The sequence below is a fragment of the Nitrospiraceae bacterium genome (assembly GCA_035623075.1).
GTDB lineage: Bacteria > Nitrospirota > Nitrospiria > Nitrospirales > Nitrospiraceae > DASPUC01.
Genome location: DASPUC010000049.1, coordinates 73,944 through 99,330, shown reverse-complemented (window position 1 = coordinate 99,330; position 25,387 = coordinate 73,944). Strand labels below are relative to the sequence as shown.

Here is a 25,387-nt window from a genome sequence, read left to right as displayed (position 1 = left end):
GGCTCACAGTAGAATCGATTCCAGAGAGTCGGAGTTCGTACCACACGCCACTAGCCACACACGCTTTTCATAGGAGGCCCATGCATACGATTGCCTTGCTGACTATTTCGAACATCTTCATGACTGTCGCGTGGTATGGCCATCTCAAGTACAAGGATGTGCCGTTGTGGCAGGCGATTGTGGTGAGCTGGTTGATCGCCTCCGTCGAGTATTGCTTCCAAGTACCGGCGAATCGGATCGGGCATTATGAATTTACGGCAGCCCAATTGAAAACCATTCAGGAAGTGATTACCCTCATCGTGTTTTGCGCCTTCTCGGTCCTGTATCTCAAAGAGCCGCTCAAGTGGAATTATCTGGCCGGCTTTGGCTTGATGGTCGGAGCCGTGTTTCTGATCTTTAAGGAGTGGTAATCCATGGCCACGAAGAAACCAGAGTCGGTGCGCACGAAGGCACTCCCAAAGACGGTCGCGGCTCCGTCGGGTAGTGGATCAGCCGAGGACTTCGAAAAGCTCGGCGTCTTCTATCTCGGCCGTCCTTATGATCTGGCTGTGAAGCGGACGAAACCAGGCTGGCTGCTCTACGACTCGAAGGATCTGGTCACTCACGCGGTCTGTGTAGGAATGACCGGGAGCGGAAAGACCGGCCTCTGTATCGGATTGCTGGAAGAAGCGGCCATCGACGGCATTCCTGCCTTGATCATTGATCCCAAGGGCGATCTTGCAGACTTGTTGTTGACCTTCCCGCAATTGCGCGGTGAAGACTTTGCCCCCTGGGTGAACGAGGACGATGCACGCAAGAAGGGATTGACTCCAGCTGAATACGCCAAGAGGCAGGCTGAACTGTGGAAGAAAGGCTTGGAGGATTGGGGACAGAGCGGCGAGCGGATTCAGAAGCTGCGCGACGCTGCCGATGTGGTCGTGTATACACCAGGCAGCAGCGCCGGTATTCCGGTGTCCATCCTCAAGTCGTTTGCCGCGCCGTCCCACGAAATTCTGGATGATGCCGAGATGCTGCGTGAACGGATCAGCACGACAGTTACGAGTCTGTTAGGTCTCATCGGCATCGATGCCGATCCCATTAAGAGTCGCGAGCACATTCTTCTCTCGACCATCCTCGACCGCACATGGAGGACAGGGCAGGATCTGGATCTCGCGACGCTGATTCAACAGATTCAGTCTCCGCCCATCAAGAAGGTCGGCGTGCTCGATCTCGACTCGTTTTACCCATCAAAAGACCGCTTTGCGTTGGCCATGCAATTAAACAATTTACTGGCGGCGCCGGGCTTTCAGGCCTGGCTTGAGGGCGAGGCGCTCGACGTTGGACAGATGCTGCATTCTCCGGGAGGGAAGCCGCGATTGGCGATTTTCTCGATCGCGCATTTGAACGACGCAGAACGGATGTTTTTTGTGACGATGCTCTTGAGCCAGGCCCTCGGCTGGATGCGCGCGCAGTCAGGCACAACAAGCTTGCGCGCGATTCTCTACATGGACGAGATCTTCGGCTACTTCCCGCCGGTCGCGAATCCGCCGTCGAAACAGCCGTTACTCACGTTGCTGAAACAAGCGCGGGCATTCGGGCTCGGCATCGTGTTGGCGACACAGAACCCGGTCGATCTGGATTATAAAGGATTGGCCAACACCGGAACGTGGTTCATAGGGCGATTGCAGACCGAGCGGGACAAAGCTCGAGTGCTTGAAGGATTGGAAGGAGCCGCGGCGAGTTCGGGAAAGAAGTTCGACAAGCGGGGGATGGAGCAGGTTTTAGCCGGACTGGGCAACCGAGTCTTTCTGCTGAACAATGTCCACGAAGATGCACCGGAACTTTTTCAGACGCGATGGACGCTGTCGTATCTCAGCGGGCCGCTGACGCGGTCTCAGATCAAGACGCTGATGGACTCAATCAGACATGAAGCGTTAAGCGTGAAACGTGAAGCGTCTGAGACAGCATCTTCCACTCCGACCGCATCACGCCTTACGCCTCACTCCTCACGCCCAGTGCTGCCACCGGATGTTCCGCAGGAGTTCGTGCCGGTTCGTGGCAGTCAGCCAGGCGGGAGCACCCTGATCTATCAGCCGATGTTGCTGGGGGTATCGCAGGTGCGGGTATCGGACAGCAAAGCTGGGATAGATGTTACTGAGGACGTCACGATTCTCGCGCCCATCACGGATGGCCCGGTCGCGGTTGATTGGGACCATTCCATTGGAACCAGTATTGCGGTGGCTGATCTGGAATCGTCGCCCATGGACGGCGCACAGTTCGGGGCTGTGCCTGCCGCTGCGAGCAAAGCCAAGAATTACGAGACCTGGAACAGGGATTTTTCCGGGTGGCTGTTTCGAACCCAAAAAGCCGAATTGCTTAAGAGCCCGAGCACGAAAGAAGTCTCGAAGCCCGGCGAACCTGAACGGGACTTCCGCGTGCGGTTACAGCAATCCGGTCGTGAGCAACGGGACAAGCAATCGGAAAGCCTGCGCCGGAAGTATGCACCGAAAATTGCAGCGCTCCAGGATCGCATCAGACGCGCCGAACAGATGGTCGAGCGGCAGCAGGCCGAGTCGCGATCGAGTCAGGTGCAAGCGGCGATCTCGGTCGGTGCCACAATCCTCGGGGCGTTCCTCGGCCGGAAGGCGATCAGCGCCACGAATATCGGCAAGGCGACGACGGCGATTCGGGGAGCGGGCCGCGCGATCAAAGAATCGCAAGAGGTTGGGCAGGCTCAGGAAAACGTAGCGGCGTTGCAACGCCAGCTCGCCGATTTGGAAGTCCAGTTCAAATCAGAAGCGGATGCACTGTCTGTCGCGACCGATCCGTTGAATGAGAAGCTCGAGACGATCTCGCTCAAACCCATCAAGTCAAACATTACTGTGAAGCTCGTGGCCCTAGCGTGGACACCGTATTGGCGTGACACGAAGGGTACAACAACACCTGCGTGGGTGTGAGTACCTTCCGGCCCGATCGTTATGCGCCCGTCGGTCCGCTGTGGCTGTGGAGTTCTTCGAACATCTGGTGGAGCCTGTGGGGTCGGGACTTCAGAGCCGATGAAAAGACTTCCTCGACAATATGCTCACCGAGTCGCCGGTACGATTCGAACTGTGACTCGTCGAAAAACTGGTCTGAAGTCGGTTCGTGCGGGAATTGGCTATGATGGGCGGCATATTCCAGCACATCGACCGGCTCATTATCGGTCAGCGAGGGTTTCAGGTAGATCAATGTTCCGTCTGAACTATCGTGGTCCACGCGAGTGTAGTGGATGGTTCCAACGGCGTAGTGGCCGCTGCACCGTCCGTTCTGTTTAAGCGGCTTCAGCCGATTCAGCTTGATCGTGATATCGATCCCGAGATCGATCCGGATTTTCCGGATGGCGTTGCCGAGGTCTTGAAATTCCATTTTCTCATCGCACCCGGCGTCGCTGACGAGAATACAGTGACACCGACGCAGCACCATCTCGTAAAGCCCCAAGTTTTCAAAATGTCCTCCGTCGGACAAATACACGTACCGCTTCTGGTCATCCGTTAATCCAAACGCTTCCGCGAGCAACGGTCCCACCGCGAATTCAGGGCATGAACGATCGTACGTCTGGTTACCGGCTTCACCGGAATTTCCCAGCCACCACCCCAGCCTGACGTTGAACAGAGTGAGCAGAAAGGTGACAGCAGGCGACGAATGATACCCCATGTTCGGGCTGGCCGCCGCTCCAGAAACCGCCAGCGCGGTTCCCATCGTGATGGCCTGATTGACGGCGGGATTCCTTCCATACTCCGACGATCGGCGATATCCGGGTTCAATCGCGGAACTGCCGCAATGCAGCGGGCTGACCGTGAACGACTCCGCCTTCCGGTGTTGCCAAGAGAGCTTGTCTGTGTGTACGAGATTCAGCGCGATGTTGATGACGGGCATCGGCTTTTGAACCGGGCCACCCCTCGACACCAGCTCGCTCATCTCAAGATTGTCGTTGGAATCGAACCCCGTAAACGGGTTGGGAGTTCGTTGGTCCCCACGAGAAGCGCCTAAGTAGGCCCGAATGAGCCGGTTGCGATACATCGAATGGAGTGAAAATTTATTGATGTTGATGAAGAACGACATCAGCACACTGAAGAGCGCCATTCCGACGATAAATTCGCCGACCTCGAACCACGACGCGTCGTGAATGATCGCGACGTTTACTCGCGCCAGCGCTGCCAGGATCAAGGCGACCGTGAAGGGCGCCAATAAGAGGAGGTAGCATTTCGTCCCGAGTCGCTTCCACCACACCGACTGTTCAGAAGCAGGGTTTGCGTCGGTCTTCGCGCTGAAACCGAACAGGAGAGTGAAGAGTCCCGCGAGTCCCCCAGCCGATTGAATCCATCCAGGAAGTTGATCCAGTACCCATGGGCCGAACAGAACGATGCCGGTCGCACCCATCCAGCAGACACTGCCGATCAAGACCCAGGCCCCAGAGCGAGCCCACCATTCACGATCGTCGTCGCCGGTGAATCGGCTCGCGAGTCCGATAAAGAGGGTGGCTGCTAAGAGAAAGAGAGAGAGGAAGGTCGGAACAGCGGCCACGGCAAACCAATCCGCATAACTCGAACCGGGGGCAAGCGGCGTGAGCTTCGCCAGCGCAACCCAGAGCAACCCTCCCCCTATCAAGCCACTCAGCATGATCGCGAGGAGTTCAAGCGAGCGCCATCCGTTCAGCAAGGGTCGACGAAGCGCCGCTCCCGCGATGAGCCAGGCAGCAACGTGCATCGTCGCGGCCCCGAGCGCCAGCGTAAAAAGACTCGAAAGTCCGAAGGCTGTGAGATCGTCAAGGTTGTGTCCGGACCGGCGATACCATTCCCAGGAGATCGTCAGCAGGCTCACCGAGACCAGGAGCGGCACGAGAGAAATCGATAAAAATGCCCGTTGCGTTTCAATCCATCCCCATTTCTTGTTCTTGCGAGGCCATAACTTCCCTAGGCTTGGGCGGCACAGGTGCAGATAGACCAGGCTTAGAAGCAGCAGCAGGTTGCCCAAGGTGACGAACGTGAGCATGAGATGCGGTGACGCATGGGCACCGAGTGTGGCCCGGTAGAAGGTCGGAAGAGCCAGGAATGCGAGGAGGAATGGAACCAGGACCAGCCAGTTAAGAATGAGATTCCTGAGGTATGTTCCTACGAGGGTCCAGGAATCGGCCGACATGAGCCCCAATCGTGGGCTGAGGTAATTGCTGTAGTTGCGCAACCAACATACGGGCCCCGGCTCAGGCGACGAAGCATTCTGCCGTATCCCTCCCAACTGTGCAGAGACCGCGTTGACGCCGCCGGCCTCCCGACGAATCCAGGCTGCCAACCAGCTTCCAATATAGCCGCCGCCTGACACAGTGGATTGATAATCGAATTGGCCGAGCAGATTGAAGCGTGCCAGCCCTTGGAGCACGCCCAGCCCGAACGTCGCGCTGCGGATGCCGCCGCCGGAGAAGCAGAGCGCGGAGCGTGTTGGTGCGTGTTGATGGATGGATGTGTAGGCCTTTGCAAGTCGTTCGGATTCTGATGCCGTCTCAGGAAAAGTGATCTGAGCGCCGTGCAGCGCCGTACATTCGTCCGCCAACACCCGGCTTAAGTGAAATGGGCCATGATCAGACGATGTGTTTCTCATGAGCGCCCTCCATCGGAACTACTCGGAGTCACTGCGTCGAACGGTAATTCAGCGATGAACTACGAGGACTGCTGGAGAAAATTCACGATCCGTTGCCGCTGCTTGGCCACCACTTTCCTGGCCGAAGCGATGAGCAACGCCGCATGACATTGGTTCTCGATCTTGAACAGGGTCGGCACCTGTCTGACGGTCCGCTTGATCTCGTCGGGTGTGAGGGTTTTCGGACAGCCATCCGGAATCGGATCATCCTTCGTCCATTCGGCCTCTGTATGTCGAAGGATGATGAGTTTCAAATGGTCGTAGTCCGGGAGCAGCGTACTCTCGGTCCGCAGACTGTGCCACAGCATCGCCTGATAGGCATTCGCCCGTTCCTCCATGATCCCCACGATGCGCAAAGGATCGTCGGCGAAGACTTCAAACCCCTTTTCGTTGTTGTTGAGGTCTGCGTCGCCCTCGTCAAACTGAAAGGAAGCGTCGATGACCAGGATCAACCCCCGTTTGGCGGCGGGGTGTTGCGGGCGGAGTTTATTGAGGAACAAGGTCGTCAATGATTCGGTGCCGAGGTTGTCATAGAGTCCACCATCACCGACGTGGGTATAGGTCGTAGCTCCGGTTACCTGATAGGTGACAGGCCCGACCACCGGAGGAAAGGAGGCGGATGTCACGACAGCGAGCGAGATGGGAAGGCTTTGATGGTCCATCTGGACATCTTCGAAGGTCTGCGGCAGGAACTGGTTCTTGGCTCGCTCGACACTCTTATCGAAACTGGCCTTTCCTTCCGGGGTGAACTGCTGTCCTTTTTCCACCAGTTTGGCGCGCAGTTCTTGCGTGAAATCATAGGCGAAATCCGAGGGAGGCAACGTCGTCATCACCAACCGCCGCCCGGTATTGTAGATCGTTCCGTTCAAGATGATTTGCGGTGCATCGCCCCGGCGTTCCCGCTCGTACAGTCCGGCGAAGGTCACTCCGCCGAAAAATCTCGACTCCCATACATCGGCGAAGGAATAGGCGAACTTGGTGGGATTCGCCACGCGAAAATTTACCAACTGCCGCACCAGCGCCTGGAACTGAAAATTCTGCTGCATGTCCTCTTTAAACGACGTAAAGAATTGCCGATAGATGGGAGACAATCCTTCGTTTGCCAACACAGCTTCGGACTTGGCGGGTTTCTTCACGGCAAAATAGGCCGTGGCCAGACTGCCGCCGGAGACGCTCGACATGTGGGTCACCAGTTCCAAGGCGCTGCGTTCCTTTCCATCGCGCGCGACGCGGATCTCAGCCAGGGCTTCCAGTGCACCGGCGGCGAACGTCGCGGCTCGGCTGCCTCCGCCTGAGACGGCCAATCCGAGGAGGGTTTCCTGATCGGCCAACGGTGCGAAGACGGGAGTTGTGGTGGTGGGATGCGCCGGAAGCTGGTGAATTTTCGCAAAACAGCCGGTGAGTGTCAGCGTGAGCGTTAGTCCCAGAGCGAACAGGACGTTCATGGTGGTTGGTCTCCTCTGATGGGTGATGATCAGTCCATGCTTGGTGTCACCGCGTCGCGGCGGGACCCGCAGGTGCCTCGGTCCTGGTGTCAGTATGATCCATGACTTGTGGCTTTCCCTTTGTGACTCGGAAATAGCAGAAAGCTTCGTGTTCGGCTAATTTTTTGGCAAGCACGCCACCCGCTGTTTCCACGGCGGCGGCCAATGTCTCGTTGTTGGTCCCGAACACCCCGGCCCCACGGACCGCCTTGCCGACGGCCGATGTGACAATTGCTTCGGCGAGCATCGCGTCACGCGCCACGCGCGCAAATTGATCGTATGAAATGGGTGGATGGTCTGGGTCAATACGTGGGTAGGGGCGTTCATCGCGGCTCCATTTAACTTTGAGTGCGGTGGCTTCCTGGGTCGCCGGGACTCGGAAGGCGGCGTCCATGAGGGCTTCCAAAAAGATCCGCACCAGGTCAGATGCCACGCGTCGTGAGTCGACCGAACTTGCGTGGAAGCGAACGGTTGGCTCCTGCTTCACTGGATCCATAGAGACGGTGATCTCTGAAGAAAGCCCGGGGAAAGTGAATGCGTTACCGTTGCAGTCGACGAACCCAGCTGAGACCACCTTGAACACTCCTTGGATTCCGGATCCTGTCTGGGTGGGCTGAGTGCGGAATTGAATGTCTCCGAAATACGCCTTGTTATAGGCGAGGAGGAGTTGGGCGAAGAGGGAATTGTCTTGAGCCAGTCGGTCTTCGTCGATCCGGAATCGAGCATGGAGGCGTTTCCCCATTTCGGCAATGCGAATGAGACGGCCTATGTCAACTTTCCGTTCCGCCGGATCATTCATGTCACGGATCAAGTCCAGTAGCGCGCTGATGTCCTCATCGGCCTTCAGCTGGGGACTATCGGCCACTGCTGCTTCGACCGCGGGCAGGGCAGGTGCTGCGGACGGAGCTTGCCCACTAACGGCTACTGAAGGAGTGGCAGACACACTTTCGGCTGTTTGGTCCTGATAGCCCTGCCGGCTGCAGCGTAGGAACTGTTTTGCAAGCTCGGTGTTCCCCTTGACCTTCTCATAGAATCCGGATTGTTCGCTCAGCTGCAGAATGGGAGAGGCGCAACCGGCCAAAAAGATGAGTGTTGCGAGAGCGGATCGGGATAAGGGAGCTGAGCAATGCATCAATCACCTCTTTAATCGGCTGAGAGAGACTTTTAGCGAACTCCCTACCGCATATGCCCGCAGCATGGAATGTGAAAGCAACGGGCATGCCGACAATAATTCCGTAAACGAATAGTGGAAATTGGGCAAACTTGGATTCAGCAGGAAACAAATTGAGATCGGATGATCAAAAAAGATACATGCTGTATTGATTCTGATTCCCCACTGAGTGTTTCTTGTCCTTCTGCATGATCTTATCGGTCCAGGCCAGGAGAATAGCAGACCCGAGAAAAGTCATGTGGATGAAGATTTTCCATTAAATGTGCTTGGGATTTTCATTGGCGATATCGACAAACGCCTTCAGGAGGTGAATGCTTGAGATGCCAATGAGCAATGCGGCGAGTTTCACCTTGATCGTTCCAGGGTCGATATGGCTTAACCAATCCGGCCGGTCTGGGTGGCCGTCCAGATTCAATCTGCTGACGAAGGTCGCGTAGCCGCCGATCACCACCATGGTCAGAAGGTTGGCCACCAGTGTGACGTCGATCAACCCCAACACTCTCAGCATGGATACTGTCTCATGGGGTTCCCGGATATGAACGATCATCTCTCACAATTCAGCGAGGAATTTATAGGCATACAAGAGCTCCGCGATGATCAAGCCTCCGTAGAGCGGAGCCTGGATCCACCGGCTGGCGAACACGATGTTTTCGAAAAGGTTTTCGACCCTCGTTGATGGGGACAGAGAACGCTGAGTGGCTGGAAGACCGGCCTGTGTTAGCTTGCTCACCGAAGTCGTATCCTAGAGAGCAAACACGAGGCTGTCAATGAGGTTGTGTTGCGCGCATCGATACGATTTCGAATGGCACACGGAGGCAAGACGGACCTCTAGGAAATCGACTCGTCGAGTTCAGGATTGCGGTCAGTCGTCGCTCTCCGAGCGAGAAGAAATTTATCGATAGAGACTAGAAAAAGAAACGGGCGACCCTATCGAATTAGATGGTGGTCGAGCGCATACCGAATGAGATCGGCGGTTGTTTTGAGATGCAGTTTATCGAGCAACCTCGCTCGATAGGTACTGACGGTTTTCATGCTCAGTTTCAGCTGGTCGGCGGTCTCCTTTATCGAGAGGCCTTGGGCGAGCTTGCTGAGGACATCGAACTCTCGACCGGACAACGTGTGATGGGCAGGGATTGCGGGATGGTCCCTACTAAGGCTGTCAGCGAGGTGTTCAGCAAGGAACGCGCTCACGACCATGCGTCCCTTGAGCACTTGCTTGACGGCGGCGACCAACTCATCCGGAGCACTCTGCTTCGTCAAGTAGGCCGACGCACCGGCTTGCAGGGCGCGGAGTGCATATTCTTCCTCGGGGTGGAGGCTCAAGATCATCACGGGAAGAAGCGGATAGTCTGTCTTCAGCGCGCGGAGGATCTCCAGCCCCTTTCGGTCCGGCAGATTGAGGTCCAGAATGACGACATCCCACGGTTCTTTCTTCACAGCGGATAGGGCGCCCTTGCCGGAATCTACCTCGCCGATCTCAATCCGGTGGAAGGCGTCGGTAAGAATTTGTGCCACTCCTCGGCGCACGACAGCGTGGTCATCGACGATCAATATCTTCATCGGACCTTTTCCTCCGGAGATATGAGTAGAGAGGTTTTGGGGAGGGCAATTCGCGCCGTCGTCCCGACTCCCGGTGCGCCACTGATCGTGAATAACCCGCCCAGCAGTGCTGCCCGTTCCTCCATGCCTCGCAGACCAAGAGATCCGGACTGTGTAATTTGATGCGCGGAGATCCCTGTCCCGTTGTCTGTGAGTTCCAACAGCAACTGATCGTCGGTTTCGGACAACCTGATTTGGACCGCTGAGGCTTGGGCGTGGCGGATCACGTTGGTCAAGAGCTCCTGGACGGATCGAAACAACGCCGTGGAAGATTCATTCGACAGCTGCGCCTGGGCAATTTCTGAACCGATGTCGACCTCGCTCGCAATACCTGTTCTCCTGGAAAAATCCTTGGCGAGCCACTCCAGAGCCGGGATGAAACCGAGATCGTCCAACATACCGGGCCGGAGCGACGTCGCGGTTTCGCGGACGGAATCGATTAAGGCATCCACGGATGCCTTGAGGCCTTGCGTTTTTTTCACAAGCGGTCTACCCGCCGTTGCGGGCAGGACACGGGCCAGTCTTGTGCCCAGCCAGGACAAATCAAGCTTCATCCCGGTCAAGGCCTGTCCGAACTCATCGTGCAGCTCTCGGGCAATCCGCTGTCGCTCCGTTTCCCTGGCGGTTTCCAATCGGTGCGTCAGATCCCGCAATTTACGATAGGCTGATCGGAGTTCCTCTTCTGCTTGTTTGCGTTCGGTGATATCTTCAGAGATGCCGACCAAGTACTGTGGCTGACCGCTCTCGTCGTAGAGAGGAAGTTTTTTCGTGTGGAGGTGCCGAAGGCCCTTCACTTTGGTTTGGATCGGCTCATCGGGAATGTCCAGTAACTGACGGCTATCGATCACGGTGCGATCCTTGTCGGTGAAGAAATCGGCCTGCTCCTTCGGGAAGAAATCGTAGTCGCTTTTTCCGAGCAGCTCGTTCCGCGACCGGCCCAACAACTCTTCTCCGGCTTTGTTGAACCGCACGAATCGCAAATCTTTCGTGTCCTTCACGAACACCATGTTCGGAAGATGATCTAACACCGATGAGAGGAACGATTCGGACCTTCGGACCTGCTCCTCTGCCTGTTTGCGCGCAATGGTTGCCGCAAGACCGTTGCAGGCCGATTCCAGCGTCCAGAGCATCAGTTCGGACAAGGGGGCCCTGGAGAATACGGCCATGACGCCGAATACCTCGCCTTCGATGACCAATGGGAATCCGGCGAACGATTGGAGATTGTTGGTCCTCAACCACTCTTTGTTAGGAAGTCGTTCATCATCGAGGACGTCGTTGGTGTACATGACGCCCATCCCCTGCGCAATCTGTCCGATCTTGAGCGCGCCCAGCGGCACACGCCGATACTCGCCGGTGAGATTTGTGGACAGGCCGGCACTGGCTTTGAGATGGAGGCACTGTCTTCGGTCAACGCACTGGTCTGCTTTCAGGCACGTTCCGCAAAGGTCGCCGGGCGCCACCGTCCAGATTCGCACGAGCGCCGCCTCTAGGTAATGGACGACTGTATCCGAGCAGTGACGAAGAATGTCCTCTGTGGACATCTCACGATTGAGCATCGAGCTCATTTCTGCCGCGAAACTCGACAGGCGCGCGCGCTCAGCAAGCTCCTCCTCGGCCCGTTTCCGATCGGTGATGTCCGTCGCAATCCCCCCGATGGCGGAGATCTGACCGGAGGTGTCGCGCAAGGGGAATTTCACGACGATGCTTGTATGAAGGCCGTCGGCATGCCACGCGAGTTCTTCAAACTCTTTGCCCTCTCCCGAGGCGAGGATCTGGCGATCGTTACACTGAAACTGATCAGCCTGCTCCCGTGGAAACAGATCGACATCCGTCTTGCCCAAGACACTTCCCCGCTCAAAGTGGAAGACTTCCTCGAACCGGCGGTTCACATACAGGTATCGACCGTCCGTCCCTTTCACAAACGCCAGATTCGGTGCATGGTCGAGGAAGGCGCGCAGCCGCTTATCGCTCTCTCGAAGGGCATTTTCGACCCGTTTGCGTTCCATCAACTGTTCTTTCAGCACCGCATTCAATTCGGCTAACTGTGCGGTTCGCTCTCGCACCCGCTGTTCCAACTCGACATGAGCTCGCTGGAGGGCTTCTTCGGCCCGCTTACGGTCGGTTATGTCGTTCCCGACCGTGACAATGCACGGTGTTCCTTTCAGGTCGATCAATTCCGACGAACAGAGGAACAGGCGAAGCTCGCCCTGCTTCGTTCGAAGCGTGACTTCAAGATTCTGGACGGCTCCCTGCGATCGCAACAGTTGGACAAAGCGTGCGCGATCCTCGGGGTTCGGCCAGATCTGCAGGTCTAACGTGCTCGTTCCCAAGACTTCCTCACGGCTGAACCCGAATAGAGCCAGGCAGGCATCATTCGCGTCCAGGCAGACCCCGCTCTCCAGTTCGGTGACCCCGATGGGATGAGGGCTGGAGCGAAACGCCTTTTCGAATCGTTCTTCGCTCTCTCGTAGTGCTGCTTCAGTCCGCTTGTTCTCCGTCACATCCTCAGCGATACCCGCGATACGGTAGATCTGACCCTGGTCATTCAAGACGGGGAAGGCACGGTCATGAATCCAGCGCACGGACTCGTCCGGAGTGAGGATCCGGTATTCCTCGTTATAGGTGCCGGTCGATTGTTTGGTGATGACGGCGTGCCAGATACGCTCACGGTCGTCAGGGTGAATGGCCTCAGCCCAGGATGCGGGGATGGCATACAAACTCTCATAGGAGCGTCCCCAGATCGCCTCGTATCCAGGACTGATGTACAAAACCTGGCTCTTCGCCGGATCGCTCAGCCAAAAGACTTCGCGGATCGACTCAGCCAGTTGGCGGAAACGCCGGTCGCTTTCGTCACTGGCCTGCCGCGCCAGATCATGGGCCTGTGCCGTGAGGTTCAACGAGCGTGCGGTCCACCAGAGAAGGATAAACAGAGCTACTGTGGCCAAGGTGGCGAAAAGAGCAACACCCAGCGCTTCCTCATAGAAGCCCTGGCGTTCACCCGCGAGGCGGATCCATCCGATCGCGGGTAACAGGAAGAGCACTCCAGGCAGGAGGCGCCTGAGCATCTGTCCACCGGCCTGTTCGCTCGTCATAACGCCCATGAGTCCGTGGTCGGGGTGGAGAAACAGGAGGCCAACACCGACGGCAAGCAGAGTCAGCGAGGTATGCAACGCCATGGCGGTATACTGACCAATTCCGTAGAGAAGCGTTTCTTGATAAAGGTATCCAAGGAGGGCGATGAATGCGAACAGGACCCCGCCGAGGGTCAGACTCTCGCGCAGGTGGGAATTTCGATGAGACTGGGTTCTATTGAGAATGAGGGCTGTGCCAAACAGAAAAAAACAGAGGGCGGTATTGAGCCCCATGCGACCGGGGAACCAAGGACCGCTCGTTGTCAGCGATTCCTGGAAGAGCCACTGATCGAATCCCGGATTCCAACCGAGTACATATTCAACGATCGTGAGGCCGCCGATGGTCGTTACGACGAAGGCACTGCTCTGAGCCACGCACAATGCGGTTCGCGTTCGCTTCTGCGACGACAGGAACCACAAGGCACAGCCGATCAGCACAAACGCCAGCGCGGCATTGGGCTTCATCGAGATCAAGCCCGGAACAAGACTTTTTAAGGAAATGCTGTCTACGGCCCAGCCAAGGAGGACTAAGAGACCGACGAGCAGAGAGAACAGACCGACGGCTGCGGGGATTGGGTTGGGACGCGAACGAAGTGCCGTTGAAGGATTCACGTCAACTCGCGTGTGAACAATGGTTGCGGCAGGATGAAAGGAACCGAGACGTTTGTCAAGATCAGGCCGCCGAGCCTCTTGGATTGTTCTACAGAGTGCCTATTCGGGACGGGTGGCGTCCGAGGTTGACCTCCGCACATAGAAGGCGGCGGCCTGGGAACGTCGGGAAATATGGAGTTTCGAAAAGAGATTAGCCAGGTAGTTTTTCACGGTCTTTTCGCTGAGCTGCATGGCCTCGGCAATTTCTTTGTTGGTGTGACCTTCGGCGATCAGCGGCAGGAGACGCTGTTCTTGCGGAGAGAGCGACGGGGTCAAAGAGGTTTGGCCGGGACGGGAGAGGTTTTTAACCCAGGTTCTGGTTTGGTTCGTGAGACGAGGATCCAAGAGAGGCTTTCCGCTCGCGACGGTCCGCACCGCCCTCACGAGATTGTCAGATCCGATATCCTTCAGGATGTAACCCTGGGCACCTGACAGGACCGCAGCCAGGACACTGTCGTCGTCGGCATAACTCGTCAGGAACGCCACATTCGTGGTTGGACAGGCCGAGAGGATCTCACGGGCGGCATCGATCCCACTGCCGTCAGGGAGGCGAATATCCAACAAGGCGACGGTGGGCTTGAGTCGAACGGCGCCGGTGATGGCTTCGCGTTTCGTCGTTCCTTCGCCAACGACCCGGAACCCCGGTACCGCGTCCAGCAATGCACGTAGCCCGATACGGACGACTTCGTGATCGTCGACCAACAAGATGGTAACGAGGCTTTCCCGCTGAGGTCGCATACTTATCTCACAGGAAGATCCATGATAATTCTGGTGCCTTGGCCCGGCGCTGAATCGATCTTCAATCGTGCCCCCAACTTTTTCGCCCTGGTCCGCATGTTGGACAGCCCCAGCCCCTTCCGCGACCGGCTCGGTTGAAATCCGCGCCCGTTGTCCGTGATTTCCAACCGCAGTGTGCTCCGGTGCCGGTGAAAGGTAATGGTGCGACGACGAGCCTTCGCGTGTCTCAAGCTGTTGCTGATGGCTTCTTTCGCGATGCTGATGACGTCTCGACAATGATCGAGCGGTAGAGCAGCCGACGCCGCGGCGTCGATCGTGATGGCAATGTCTCCCGAACCGGTTGCCGTGAACGATCCGACCAGGGATCGAAGAGCCTGCTCGAAACTCCCGTCTGCCCGAGAGGACTTCTGCATGCGGGGGATGAAGCTTCGTACTTCATGGATGACACCGTTGAGCTGGGCGACGGACCCTTCAAGCCGCTTCGCGGTGGAGCGGGAGATCGGTTTGAGTCGGCCTTTCGTCGCTTCCAATCCCATGCCGACGGCGTACAGCGATTGGAGCACGTCGTCATGAAGATCTTGGCTGATCCGCTCGCGCTCATCCATCGCCTGCTTTCGTTCGGTGATATTTTCAACGACGGCGAGCAAGAGGGGGCCGACATGGCCCGGTAATTCGGTACTGGTGGTCTTGACGGCCACCCAGATGATGTCGCCGGGTTTCCTGACGTACCGTTTCTCATGCGCGTAGCCTGACCGTTTACCCTGGAAAAATTCGTCGGTTAGTACCAGATTCTCCGGCAGATCGTCGGGGTGGGTATAGAGGGCATAGGTGCTGCCGATGATCTCTGACTCCGTATACCCTGTCAGGGCGCAAAAGGCCTTGTTGGCACTCAAGATCCGCTTCTGCGCGTCCATGATGACCAATCCGACCGGCGCGTCTGCCACGAATCGATGGAGTCGCGCCTCGCTCTGCTGGAGTGCCTCTTCAGCCTGCTTCCGCTCCGAAATGTCCTCGATCACCTTGATGAAGTAGGTCGGGGTGCCGGAGGTCGAGCGAACCAACGAGACGGTCGAAGTAGCCCACAACCACACACCATCGTTTCTGCGATACCGTTTCTCCATCGAGAAGGACGGGCGTGTGCTGGTCATTAACTCATCCAGGAGTCTGAGGTTTAATGCCAAGTCGTCCGGATGTGTGATTTCGTGGAAGCTATGTTGACACAACGTTTTGGATGAATAACCCAGTGTCTGGCAGAGGCGGGCATTGGCGCGCAGAAATTGTCCGGTCAAGCTGAGCTGCGCAATGCCGACTCCTGCATGCTCGAACAGCGTTTTCCAACGCGCTTCGCTGTCGCGCAACGCAGCCTCAGCCCGTTTCTGTTCGGAGATGTCGCGGGCGAAGGCGAAGTTATACGCTTTGCCTTCGAACGTCGCGTAGTTGGCGACGACCTCCACGGGATAGAGCTCGCCGGTTTTCGTCCGGTGCATGGTCTCGAAGCGAAGCTGGCCCGTACGACGAAGTGCCTCCCAATGTTGGGGCCACGATTCCGTCTGATAATTCGGGTCCACATCTGCAACCGTCATCGACAACAACTCGTGACGTGTGTAGCCGAGTCGTTGACAGGCCGCGTCGTTGACGTACGCGAAGCGCGCCTCGCGGTCGATCCAGAAGGCAAGATCGGCAGCGCGATCCACCGCAAATTGCGTCAACCGCAGGGCCTCCTCGGCCTGTTTGCGTTCGGTGATGTCAACCGCAACCCCTCCGACGAGAATGGGAGACCCTTGTTCGTTAGGAATGGGGAATTTGCTGACGAGTGAGGCGTGATTTCCATCCGCCTGCGGTGCTGTTTCCACGGTCAAAATCGGAGCATTCGTCGAGAGGACCTGACGATCATTGGCCGTGAACTGGTTGGCGACAGGCCTTGGCCACACCTCGAAATCGGTTTTTCCTTTCCAATCCAGCAGCTTGACGTCAAAGGCTCGTTCAAACGCGCCATTCAGGTACACATACCGCCCGGCCGTATCTTTGATCCAGGCAAGGCCCGGCAGGTTTTCCATGAACGAGGCGAACAGCCGCTCGCTCTTGCTCCGTTGCTCTTCAAGCAGTTTTTGATCGGTGATATCGCGTGAGACACCGACGAGCCCGATCACGTTCCCTTGAGGATCCCGGTGCGGCGTCTTGATCGATGAAAACGTTCGGGGTTCTCCCTGGAATGGAATGACAGCCTCAAAGTGATGTTGTGACCCTCCGATCAGCACCTGCTGGTCATTCTCCATGAGTCGTTTGGCGGTTTCAGGCGGGAATAATTCTTGATCGGTTTTCCCGATGACCTCCTCCACCGGTTTACCGATGGTCTTTGCACCGGCGGCGTTGATGAGCCGGTATCGGCCCTTCGTATCTTTCATAAAAATCGCGTCGGTGGCGGTGTCGATGACGGCACGCAACAGACTCTCCTGTTGTTTCAATGCCCGTTCCGATTCCTGGCGGTCCTGCTCATGGCCGATCCATTGTGCCATCAGCAAGAGAAAGTCCTTGTCCGCATCGGTGAAACGAGTCGCGTACGGGGTGGGAGCGACGAAACAGATCGTCCCATGGATCGAATTGAGCCCGACCAGCTTCGTTCCGATATAACACTCGATCTCCAACGTCGTATAGCCAGGATGATTTCGCCACTCGGACGCCGAGGCCTGCTCGAAACAAACCGGCTCCTCCGCTGTGAGCGTGGCATGACAGTACGTCTGGTTGAGGGGGAGGACCGTACCGGCGACGATGTGTGTTTCTTGGGACGAGACATGGGTGATGACAAGGCTCTTGCCTTCGACGCGCGTCACGAGTCCGATGGGAAGTTTAAACCGACGGCAACCCAATTCCAGCATCGCTTGGATACGCTGGTCGAAAGTCAGCGCGGGTCGAGAGATCGTTTCCTGCAGTGCACGAATGGCCTGTTCGCTCTCTCGCAATGAGGCCTCGACCTGCTTGCGGGCGGTGATATCGGCCAGGAAGCCGATGGTGTCGGTGACAGTCCCATGTTCATTCTTCAGCACGGTTGCCCATAAGGAAATGTCGATCGGTATCCCATCCTTGCGGACTCGACGGAACTCCACGCCGGACACCGCTCCACTGGTGATCAGATCGTCCCACATGTGGCCCGATTCGTAATGCTGCGAGGGAGGCAGAAATGGAGTTGGTCGGCCCAACGTCTCGTCGGCGTGCCACCCAAACATGGCTTCAGCGGCTGGATTCCAGAGCGTCACCGTCTCGCTTTCGTTGTCGAGCGACATGACTGCGAGCGGACAAGCGTGGATGAGCGCTTGGAGTTTCTGAGCCGTGACGCGCAACTCCTCTTCGGCGGTCTTGCGCGTGGTAATGTCCTCGCAGACGACGAGGATGGTTGGTGATCCCGCCGCATCTCGGATGGTCCGTGCTGTTTCCCGAACCCAGAGGCGAGAGCCGTCCTTCCGAACCTTCTGCAACTCCCAGCCCATGGTGCTGTCGGAAGTGTGTCCACAAACGGTCAGTTGTCTGAGCACAGCGTGGTGGTCGGCAGGGTCGAAAATTTGCAAGACTGATTGGCCGACCAGCTCCTCGGGGGTATAGCCCAACTGTTCGGCGCCGTACCGGTTGAGCGAGAGAATCGTTCCGTCCATGGACAGAACGAACGCCATCGCAGGCGTGTCCTCGTAGAGAGTCTGAAAATGAACCTGACGTTCGCGCAGCGCGGCATCTGCGAGTCGCTGCTGCGCGATGGTCTGCTCAAGCTCGGCGACGCGCTGCCGCAAGCTGACGACGTCATCCGATGTCTGGCGTGACGTATCGATACGGGTATCCATGACACCCTCCTCCCGACGATGCGGAGGCGATTGTCTCTGTGACCCGCTCGGACTGCTGCGAGCGGTCCTGTGTGACGTACCACCGCCAACCGGCGGATAGGATAGAACCATTCCCTGCTGAATTGCTAGGGCGAAGAACATCTTGGGTAGGGTCGAACGGAGTGTTCGACGGAGGATGCAAGGTTACGAGCCGGTGGCTGTCCTGGTGCCCAGCTGTGCGCGAAGGTCCTGAATGGTCTGAGAATTCAATCCCGTCGCCCGGAGATCTTCGTCCGACGCGGCCGTGAGGCCCTCCAGTGTCTTGAACCGTTTCAGCAGGGAGGTGCGACGAATTTCTCCGATCCCGATGATTTGATCCAATTGGGAGGCAAGAAGGGCCTTGCCTCGCAGCCTTCGGTGAAAGGTAATCGCAAACCGATGAGCTTCGTCTCGGATGCGTTGAACGAGATGAGTGGCCGGTGAGTTCGCCCGCAAGGTGATGGGGTTTTTTCGCCCAGGCAGGAAAATCCGTTCGTCTTTCTCGCCGCGGGCTTTCGCGAGACCGATGATGGCCATATTCGGTTGGCCTGCCTGTTTCAACCCCTCCCTGGCAGCTGCCAGTTGTCCGAGCCCTCCGTCGATGAGGACGACGTCAGGTCGAGCGAGGTCCTCGGTGTCTCGATAACGTCGTAGCACCACCTCCTGCATGCTGGCAAAGTCATTGGCACCGACGACCGTCTGGATCTTAAACCGCCGGTAGTCCGATTTCTTCAACTGGCCCCGTTCCCAGACGACCATCGATGCGACGGATTGGTTCCCCATCGTGTTGGAAATGTCGAACCCCTCAATGCGCTCCGGAGGGTGATCGAGGCGCAAGAGGCGCTGAAGTTCGTCCACCGCCTGCCGATCGAGCAGCTCGTCTCTGAGATGCTCGGCCACCGACGCGACGGCATTCTCCTCCGCAAGCAAGAGCAATTGGTGTTTCATCCCCCGTTCCGGTGCCACCAGCCGGACCTTGTCTCCCCGTTTGTCCGAGAGCCACTCTTCGATCAGCGCCACATCGTTGAGCTCGACGGGGAGCAACAGTTCCTTGGGCGGCCGTCCGTCTATGTTGTAGAACTGCTCGATTGCCGATCGGACGAGCTCTTCATCGCCGGCGTCCGCTGCTTGAGGCCAAAAGAAGTCTTTGCGACCGATCAAGAGACCGCCACGGACGAACAGCAACTGGAGATCGACGGCTGTTCCCTGGCGTGCGACACCGACCACGTCCTGGTCGGTGTCGTTCGTTTGCGTCACCCGTTGTTTCTCCAGAGTGCGTTCGACCTTGAAGAGCCGGTCGCGCAATCGCGCGGCCTCTTCGAACTCCTCCTGCTCCGCCGCTGCCGTCATCTGTGCGGTCAGATCGTCGAGCAATTCACGGTCGCGTCCTTCGAGGAACTGTCGAACCTGCGCAACGATCTTCTGGTAGTCCTCCTTCGATTGATTACCGGTGCAGGGTGCCATGCAGCGCTTGATTTCAAATTCGATGCAGGCCCGTTCCGCCGTGCCGTCGATCTTGATCGTGCAAGTCGCGAGAGGGAAGACCTTCTTGATGACTTTGAGCGTCTCGCGTAATGCGCCGGCTGGAGTATAGGGGCCGTAATAGAGCGCCCCGTCCTTCTGGACGCGACGGACGATCGACAGCCGGGGAAAATCCTCTTTGATCGGCAGGCGAAGATAGGGGTAGTGTTTATCGTCGCGAAGCACGATGTTGAGTTTGGGTCGATGGCGCTTGATCAGATTGCTTTCCAGGATGAGCGCTTCCAATTCCGACCGGGTGACGATGGTTTCGAGGTCCGCGATCTGGCTCACCAAGAGAGTGGTTTTCGGCGAGTGGTCGGCGCCTTTGAGAAAATAGGACCGTACACGATCGGCCAGAGACGCAGCCTTGCCGATGTAGAGGATCTCGCCCGCCGCATCCTTGAAGAGGTACACGCCGGGCTGGTCGGGTAGGTGAGCGAGTTTGGATTGGAGGTCGATTGAAGTAGCCATGAAGCCGTCAGCTTTCAGCCATCAGCAGACGCAATGATCCTGCGATCATTCTAAAGGCCGGGGATTCCGCGGGCAAGTTGGCTTCGCTGTCGCCTGATAGCTGACCGCGGACTGCTGATCGCTTATTCAGCGCAGCGTCCGCACGAATGAGGGACTCAGGGTTCCGCGGGCCACCTCCGCCACCGGACCCTTCATGGTGAGACTGAAGTCGGCGTTCACTTCAATATTCAACGCGCCGCCGGGCATCCTCACCGTGACGGGGCTTTGGACCAAGCCCAGCCGCACGGCGGCGCTGGCGGCTGCGCAAGAAGAGGACCCGGAGGCTTGCGTCTCACCGGCTCCCCGTTCCCAGATCAGGATGAAGATTTCTTTCGGTCCGGTCGGCACCGCCAGTTGAACATTCGTTCGTTTCGGGAAGATCGCGTGATGCTCCAATGCGGGCCCGAGCGACAAGAGGTCTTCGCGCGACCACGACTCTCCGGCCTCTTTGAAAATGACGCAATGGGGGTTGCCGACGCTGACGCCGGTGAACTGGAGCGAACGCCCAGCCGCTTGGATCGGTTGTCGGAGGAGTTCCTCGACCGCGAGTGTGCAGGGGAGGGCGCTCGGTTCAAACGTTGCATGTCCCATTTCGACTGTCGCGGCGCTGGCGTCTCCATGACGGTCCACGTGGAGACCGATCGTGACGAGGCCACCCTTTGTCTCCACGGTGAAGCGCTTCTTCTTCGTCTTGCCGGTTGCATGAAGATATCGAGCGAAGATCCGGAGACCATTCCCCGATTTTTCCGCTTCACTGCCGTCGGGGTTGAAGATGCGCAACCCAAAGTTGGCCTTCTTGCTCGGGACCAGCGCCAGAATACCGTCGCTCCCGAGGCCCCAATTGCGATTGCAGAGGAGCAGAACGTTCTTTGGCGTGAGCTTAAACGTGAGCGCTCTCGGGTCGACTACGAGATAGTCGTTGCCAAGGCCGTGGCCCCGGAAAAATCCGTTTTTCATGTGTCGCCCCTTCCCATGACCGATGCTCACACAGGCGGTGGAAGGTATCATGAAGAGGAGGAGCGGGAAAAGGGCTGTGAAGGAGGCTCGTCAGACAATCTTCACACCCGGCGGCCGTTCGATGAGCTCGACTTCGTAGCCGTCCGGAGCGTCGATAAAAATGAAGCGATTGCCGGATGAGGTCTTCGTGGGACCGTCGGTAATCCTGATCCCTTTCCCCTCGAGCTGCCTGATGGTCTCGTCGAGGTTGTCGACCTGGAACGCCAAATGAACGAGGTCCTCCTGGACTTTGACCGGCCCGCTGGCTGGAAAGCTGCAGAGCTCGATGAGCTCGTCGCTGTTGGGCACTTTGAGGAATGCCAGATGTGAGCCCCGCGGTGATACCTTCTGCTCGAGTACTTCGAGGCCGAGCACCGTGGTGTAGAAACGAATCGTCTGATCCATATCGCTGACGCGCATTCTAGTGTGGAGGAGCTTCTTGACACGCATGACTACCTTCCTCTGTCTTTCATTCCTGGTCCTGTCGTTTTTCTGATGAGCACCTCCGCCGCACCATGGATTAAAAGGTTCGGTATTGAGCCGATCTCCTGATATCCGTGTTTCTGATAGAACCGCCGAGCCGGTTCATTGAAATCTGACACGCAGATAAAGAGGTTCTTGGCTCTGGCGAAGACCATCGACTCGATCTCTCCGAGCAGATGTCCCCCGACCCCTTTACCTCTCGCCCAGTCGGCCACTCCGAAAAGCTCCAGGTAGTCGCCCAACAGGAATTTCTGTCGGACGACCGCGATGCCCGCCACCGTCCCGTCAAGATCGGCCACGTAGCTGTCGCGTCCCCGGGGGATCGCCGCAAAATACTGATCCCAATCGGCAGCAGTATAACCAAGCCGTTTCCACGGCTCGGAGTCGATCAGCAGGGCAATCACTGCCGGACAATCTTCGGGCTTCATCTGACGGATGGTGAGATTGGTCATGGCGTCGTCTGCTTACAGTTCAAGAGATCGCTGACGGTCATTGGAATCAAGCCACGTTGCGGCAGGAGCTGTTGATCAAGATACTCCACAGCCTCGCGTGTGTGGATGCCCCTTCCGTTGGCATGCATGACGACCACGCTACCTTTACGGACAAACCGCTTCAGCCGATCATCGATCTGTGCGGCAGAGAGTGTTGGATCCGGGTCACCGGACACCGCATTCCACAAAATGAACTGAAGACCGAGCCCATGGACGACGTCAACTGTCTCGTCATTGAACTCGCCGTAGGGGGGACGAAACAAGGTCGCATCATGGCCGTACTTGGTTTTGAGCAGCCGGACCGGTCCGAGGATTTCCTGTTTTTGCTCCTCGGCCGGATGCATCGGTAAATGGGCGTGAACCTCACCGTGAGTGCCCACTTCAAAGAAGGGAATCCGGAGAAGCGCCCGTACTTGATCATCATGCTTGGTGATCCATTTACCGGACAGAAAGAAGGTGGCGGGGATTTTTCGCTCGATCAAATAGTCAATGAGCGCCTGATCGTAGCCGGTCCCGCCGCGAACCGGGCAGAGGTCGAAGGTGAGCGCCACGCCGGGACAGGCCGGCGGACCAGACTTGATCACCTGACTTTCCGCCGGCACGATAAGGATCAGCGTTAAAGCCAGGACGATCGTGCATAGCCGACGCACACGAGCCAGACGCATGGCTGTTAGTATACCCGAACCAGCCGGATGCCGCCGAGTCGACGTGCGCGATGCGACGGAGGAATCCGTGAGTCGGTAATTATCCGTCGGCTCGTGCGATGGAGATGTTCTGAGCGATGGCCACGCGGATCAGGTGGACGACGAGGAGAAAGCCGTATACGACGCAGAAGAACTTGAACGTGACCCGATAGAAATCCATGAGGAGGATGGGCAGACAGAGCGCAAACAGGAGACTGGCGATCAACGTAACAAACGTCAGTCGGCGGCAGAATTCATACGACGCTTCCTTGCCGATCGGTTTCAGCGCCCGTGCGTACCGTTCGGCACGTTGGAGGCGTGCTTCCTGCAGACTCGCGTTCGTCGGCCCCCAGTACCGTAGCTTGACATAGCCCAATAGCATGAGGAGCCAGGGGGCGGACCACAGCGGCCACCACGCCGATTCTCCGTAGGTTTCGCTGCTGATCAGCACCGCGAATGAGGGAGCGAAAATGAGGCCCAACACCAGCGGCAGGATCCGTTCGTCCTTCGGCCGTTCACGTTCGGGTCCGCCATGGATCAGTTCTCGCTCGAAGAGGGGATAGCCGTACTTGAGGACAACGAGCGCGATCGCGGCGCTCATGGTTTTGTCCGGAATGTACCGGACCCACGTCTGAAACCAGTTGACGACCCACCAGCTCAGACTCTCTCCATGTGCCAGGCCGAACTGGGTTTCAAGGTACCCTCGGATCGCCTGCTCCCATTGGAGGACGCGGAAGCTCAGGCTTTCCGCCACGTCGGGGTTCAACGCAAACGTCGCACGTTCGTGCAAGGCCGCCTGAACGAAGGTTCCTGGGAGACTCATCACCAGGGCCCCTCCAACGCCGAACACGTACAGGAACCAGGCGTGGGACCAGGCGGAACTGCGACCGGTCTTGAGATACTTCTGAAACCCCGTTTGCCGAGCCATCCAGCCCCAGTAAAAGGCACCGGTCATGCTGACCAGCGACCAAGGAAAAATAACGACGTCGGCACCAGTTTCCGGGTAGAGCAGCCAGTTCACGACGGAATTTGAGAGTAACGCTGTGATGGCGCCCCACCAGGGGCCCAAGAGGAATGCGACCAGCGCCGTTCCTGTCATGTCCAGGAACAGAATACTCTCCAGATGGCGGCTCAGCGTGAGCCCGACATAGTTCAACAACAGTCCAGCAGCGACGATTACACCAGTTTCATACAGCAGCAGATACGACGTTCCCCGTAGCGGCTTCGAAGAAAAGAAATCGATGCTTGGGGAGGGTTCGCTCGTGGGGCGTTCAGACGGTGCCGGTGACTTCCGTTCTTTGCCTGGTCTGATGTGATCCTTTATGTTGATCAATTTCTCCATGACGGAGAGCAGTGCCGCGACGAACCCTGCCAGAGTTCCGCCGAGCATGAGCATATCCTTGCCGAGATCGTCCATGAAGAAGCAGCTCCCTTCGTGCCGGATGCCATTTTAGCCAGGAAGGAAGTTCCCTGCCAGAAAAAGGCCGGAAGTTGACAGGCCAAGAAAACCCGATCACGGCGGGAGATGCTAGAGCACAGCGGGGTCCGGGTGAGAAGATTTTTCAGCCGCAGCCGAAACCGCAAGGGCACGTTGCTGGAGAGAGTGAGCCACTCCGGCCCCTATCAGCAACAGAGCTGAGGAGTAATATACCCATAGGAGCAAGAGAATCACCTCGAAGAGCGATCCGTACAGATGGGTGTAGATCGTAGCGTAGGTGCCATAAGTCACGAACAGCAGCTTGGCGGAGACCCACAGCAGGCTGAATGTGAGGGCGCCGATCATGGCTTCACGCCATTGCGGTCGACGCCGCGGGACGAAGCGATACAACACCGTCACCGCCACAAAGGCGAGGCCGAAGGGCAAGGTATAGGTGAGGAAAAAGTTGTGGGCTGCGAGCGCGATCAGGTCCAGCCCCCACAATTGAGGGGCATAGGAGATCAGAAAATTCACGGTTTGAGTGGCCACATACGATACGATCAGCAACAGACCCATGGCGCCCAGCGAGGCTACCGCAATCATCGTGGAGATGAGAGGGTGCCGACGCCAGGTGCTTTCGAAGACGACGTTCAAGGCGTAGTCGATTTCATAAAACACCAGTGCGCCGAACCACGCAAATGCAAGGAAGACAGCCCAACGGACGGTTTCTAAGGAGCCGACTCGATGGAGCTCTTCTGCCACATGTTCTCCCAGGGACGGAAGGAATCCCTTGAGGAAGCTGAGCAAGACCTGTTCGCTGATGACCTCCTGACTCACGACAAAACTCAGCCCGTACAATAACAGGAACACAAGCGGGAAGAGCGAGAGCAGGGAAAAAAAGGCCAGCGATGCCGCCAGACTTGCACACCCGTTATGGAGAAATGATTTTCCGAGGTCGATGAGAAACCGCAAGGGTTGCACGGGCACAGCGTAGCACGAGTCAAGAGTTCGT

Annotated in this window: 18 protein-coding genes; 2 read left to right on the top strand and 16 right to left on the bottom strand. The window is 57.4% G+C overall.

The features are described 5' to 3' along the window. Positions 1 to 80: 80 nt before the first annotated feature. Together VEI50_14545 and VEI50_14540 are read left to right on the top strand one after the other, a co-directional pair. A complete protein-coding gene (locus VEI50_14545) occupies positions 81 to 410 on the top strand; it encodes a DMT family protein (protein HXX76345.1) in 330 nt (109 codons plus the stop codon). 3 nt (positions 411 to 413) lie between these two features. After that, the gene (locus VEI50_14540; GenBank protein ID HXX76344.1) at positions 414 to 2,936 is read left to right on the top strand and encodes an ATP-binding protein; all 2,523 of its coding nucleotides are present in this window, start codon (positions 414 to 416) and stop codon (positions 2,934 to 2,936) included. Between the two features lie 19 nt (positions 2,937 to 2,955). Here VEI50_14540 and VEI50_14535 read toward each other — a convergent pair whose 3' ends face one another. From VEI50_14535 to VEI50_14460, 16 genes are all read right to left on the bottom strand, one after another. Continuing rightward, complete coding sequence (locus VEI50_14535; protein ID HXX76343.1) at positions 2,956 to 5,613, bottom strand: patatin-like phospholipase family protein; 2,658 nt, start codon at positions 5,611 to 5,613, stop codon at positions 2,956 to 2,958. 59 nt (positions 5,614 to 5,672) lie between these two features. Next, positions 5,673 to 7,097: a patatin-like phospholipase family protein gene (locus VEI50_14530; protein HXX76342.1), complete on the bottom strand. Its 1,425-nt coding sequence runs from the start codon at positions 7,095 to 7,097 to the stop codon at positions 5,673 to 5,675. Between the two features lie 46 nt (positions 7,098 to 7,143). Then, positions 7,144 to 8,268 (bottom strand): hypothetical protein, encoded by a 1,125-nt coding sequence (locus VEI50_14525; GenBank protein ID HXX76341.1) that lies wholly within the window; start codon positions 8,266 to 8,268, stop codon positions 7,144 to 7,146. Between the two features lie 295 nt (positions 8,269 to 8,563). Then, entirely contained in the window at positions 8,564 to 8,854 is a 291-nt protein-coding gene (locus VEI50_14520; protein HXX76340.1) for a YqhA family protein, read from the bottom strand. A 3-nt stretch (positions 8,855 to 8,857) separates the two neighbouring features. Next, positions 8,858 to 9,037, bottom strand: a complete 180-nt coding sequence (locus VEI50_14515) for a hypothetical protein (protein ID HXX76339.1) — start codon at positions 9,035 to 9,037, stop codon at positions 8,858 to 8,860. Between the two features lie 197 nt (positions 9,038 to 9,234). Continuing rightward, entirely contained in the window at positions 9,235 to 9,867 is a 633-nt protein-coding gene (locus VEI50_14510; protein ID HXX76338.1) for a response regulator transcription factor, read from the bottom strand. Beyond that, positions 9,864 to 13,649, bottom strand: a complete 3,786-nt coding sequence (locus VEI50_14505) for a PAS domain S-box protein (GenBank protein ID HXX76337.1) — start codon at positions 13,647 to 13,649, stop codon at positions 9,864 to 9,866. Before VEI50_14505 ends, VEI50_14510 begins: the two co-directional genes overlap by 4 nt. A 99-nt stretch (positions 13,650 to 13,748) precedes the next feature. After that, on the bottom strand, positions 13,749 to 14,426 hold the full coding sequence (locus VEI50_14500) for a response regulator transcription factor (GenBank protein ID HXX76336.1): 678 nt from the start codon (positions 14,424 to 14,426) through the stop codon (positions 13,749 to 13,751). A gap of 2 nt (positions 14,427 to 14,428) precedes the next feature. Then, a complete protein-coding gene (locus tag VEI50_14495; GenBank protein ID HXX76335.1) occupies positions 14,429 to 18,256 on the bottom strand; it encodes a PAS domain S-box protein in 3,828 nt (1,275 codons plus the stop codon). A 183-nt stretch (positions 18,257 to 18,439) separates the two neighbouring features. After that, positions 18,440 to 20,266 carry an excinuclease ABC subunit UvrC gene (gene uvrC, locus VEI50_14490; protein HXX76334.1) on the bottom strand — a complete coding sequence of 609 codons (1,827 nt, stop codon included), beginning with the start codon at positions 20,264 to 20,266 and terminating at the stop codon, positions 18,440 to 18,442. Positions 20,267 to 20,392: 126 nt separating this feature from the next. After that, complete coding sequence (dapF, locus tag VEI50_14485; GenBank protein HXX76333.1) at positions 20,393 to 21,262, bottom strand: diaminopimelate epimerase; 870 nt, start codon at positions 21,260 to 21,262, stop codon at positions 20,393 to 20,395. 90 nt (positions 21,263 to 21,352) lie between these two features. After that, positions 21,353 to 21,751 (bottom strand): VOC family protein, encoded by a 399-nt coding sequence (locus tag VEI50_14480; GenBank protein HXX76332.1) that lies wholly within the window; start codon positions 21,749 to 21,751, stop codon positions 21,353 to 21,355. Between the two features lie 2 nt (positions 21,752 to 21,753). Further along, on the bottom strand, positions 21,754 to 22,236 hold the full coding sequence (locus VEI50_14475; protein ID HXX76331.1) for a GNAT family N-acetyltransferase: 483 nt from the start codon (positions 22,234 to 22,236) through the stop codon (positions 21,754 to 21,756). After that, the gene (locus tag VEI50_14470) at positions 22,233 to 22,940 is read right to left on the bottom strand and encodes a polysaccharide deacetylase family protein (protein ID HXX76330.1); all 708 of its coding nucleotides are present in this window, start codon (positions 22,938 to 22,940) and stop codon (positions 22,233 to 22,235) included. Before VEI50_14470 ends, VEI50_14475 begins: the two co-directional genes overlap by 4 nt. A gap of 79 nt (positions 22,941 to 23,019) precedes the next feature. Beyond that, on the bottom strand, positions 23,020 to 24,375 hold the full coding sequence (locus tag VEI50_14465; protein ID HXX76329.1) for a hypothetical protein: 1,356 nt from the start codon (positions 24,373 to 24,375) through the stop codon (positions 23,020 to 23,022). Positions 24,376 to 24,486: 111 nt separating this feature from the next. Then, positions 24,487 to 25,362 (bottom strand): YihY/virulence factor BrkB family protein, encoded by an 876-nt coding sequence (locus VEI50_14460; GenBank protein ID HXX76328.1) that lies wholly within the window; start codon positions 25,360 to 25,362, stop codon positions 24,487 to 24,489. Between the last annotated feature and the right edge of the window lie 25 nt (positions 25,363 to 25,387).

Coding starts and splice junctions, on each gene's coding strand:
- VEI50_14545 (HXX76345.1), top strand. CDS start 81: ATGCATACGATTGCCTTGCTGACTATTTCGAACATCTTCATGACTGTC.
- VEI50_14540 (HXX76344.1), top strand. CDS start 414: ATGGCCACGAAGAAACCAGAGTCGGTGCGCACGAAGGCACTCCCAAAG.
- VEI50_14535 (HXX76343.1), bottom strand. CDS start 5,613: ATGAGAAACACATCGTCTGATCATGGCCCATTTCACTTAAGCCGGGTG.
- VEI50_14530 (HXX76342.1), bottom strand. CDS start 7,097: ATGAACGTCCTGTTCGCTCTGGGACTAACGCTCACGCTGACACTCACC.
- VEI50_14525 (HXX76341.1), bottom strand. CDS start 8,268: ATGCATTGCTCAGCTCCCTTATCCCGATCCGCTCTCGCAACACTCATC.
- VEI50_14520 (HXX76340.1), bottom strand. CDS start 8,854: ATGATCGTTCATATCCGGGAACCCCATGAGACAGTATCCATGCTGAGA.
- VEI50_14510 (HXX76338.1), bottom strand. CDS start 9,867: ATGAAGATATTGATCGTCGATGACCACGCTGTCGTGCGCCGAGGAGTG.
- VEI50_14500 (HXX76336.1), bottom strand. CDS start 14,426: ATGCGACCTCAGCGGGAAAGCCTCGTTACCATCTTGTTGGTCGACGAT.
- VEI50_14495 (HXX76335.1), bottom strand. CDS start 18,256: ATGGATACCCGTATCGATACGTCACGCCAGACATCGGATGACGTCGTC.
- uvrC (HXX76334.1), bottom strand. CDS start 20,266: ATGGCTACTTCAATCGACCTCCAATCCAAACTCGCTCACCTACCCGAC.
- dapF (HXX76333.1), bottom strand. CDS start 21,262: ATGAAAAACGGATTTTTCCGGGGCCACGGCCTTGGCAACGACTATCTC.
- VEI50_14480 (HXX76332.1), bottom strand. CDS start 21,751: ATGCGTGTCAAGAAGCTCCTCCACACTAGAATGCGCGTCAGCGATATG.
- VEI50_14475 (HXX76331.1), bottom strand. CDS start 22,236: ATGACCAATCTCACCATCCGTCAGATGAAGCCCGAAGATTGTCCGGCA.
- VEI50_14470 (HXX76330.1), bottom strand. CDS start 22,940: ATGCGTCTGGCTCGTGTGCGTCGGCTATGCACGATCGTCCTGGCTTTA.
- VEI50_14465 (HXX76329.1), bottom strand. CDS start 24,375: ATGGACGATCTCGGCAAGGATATGCTCATGCTCGGCGGAACTCTGGCA.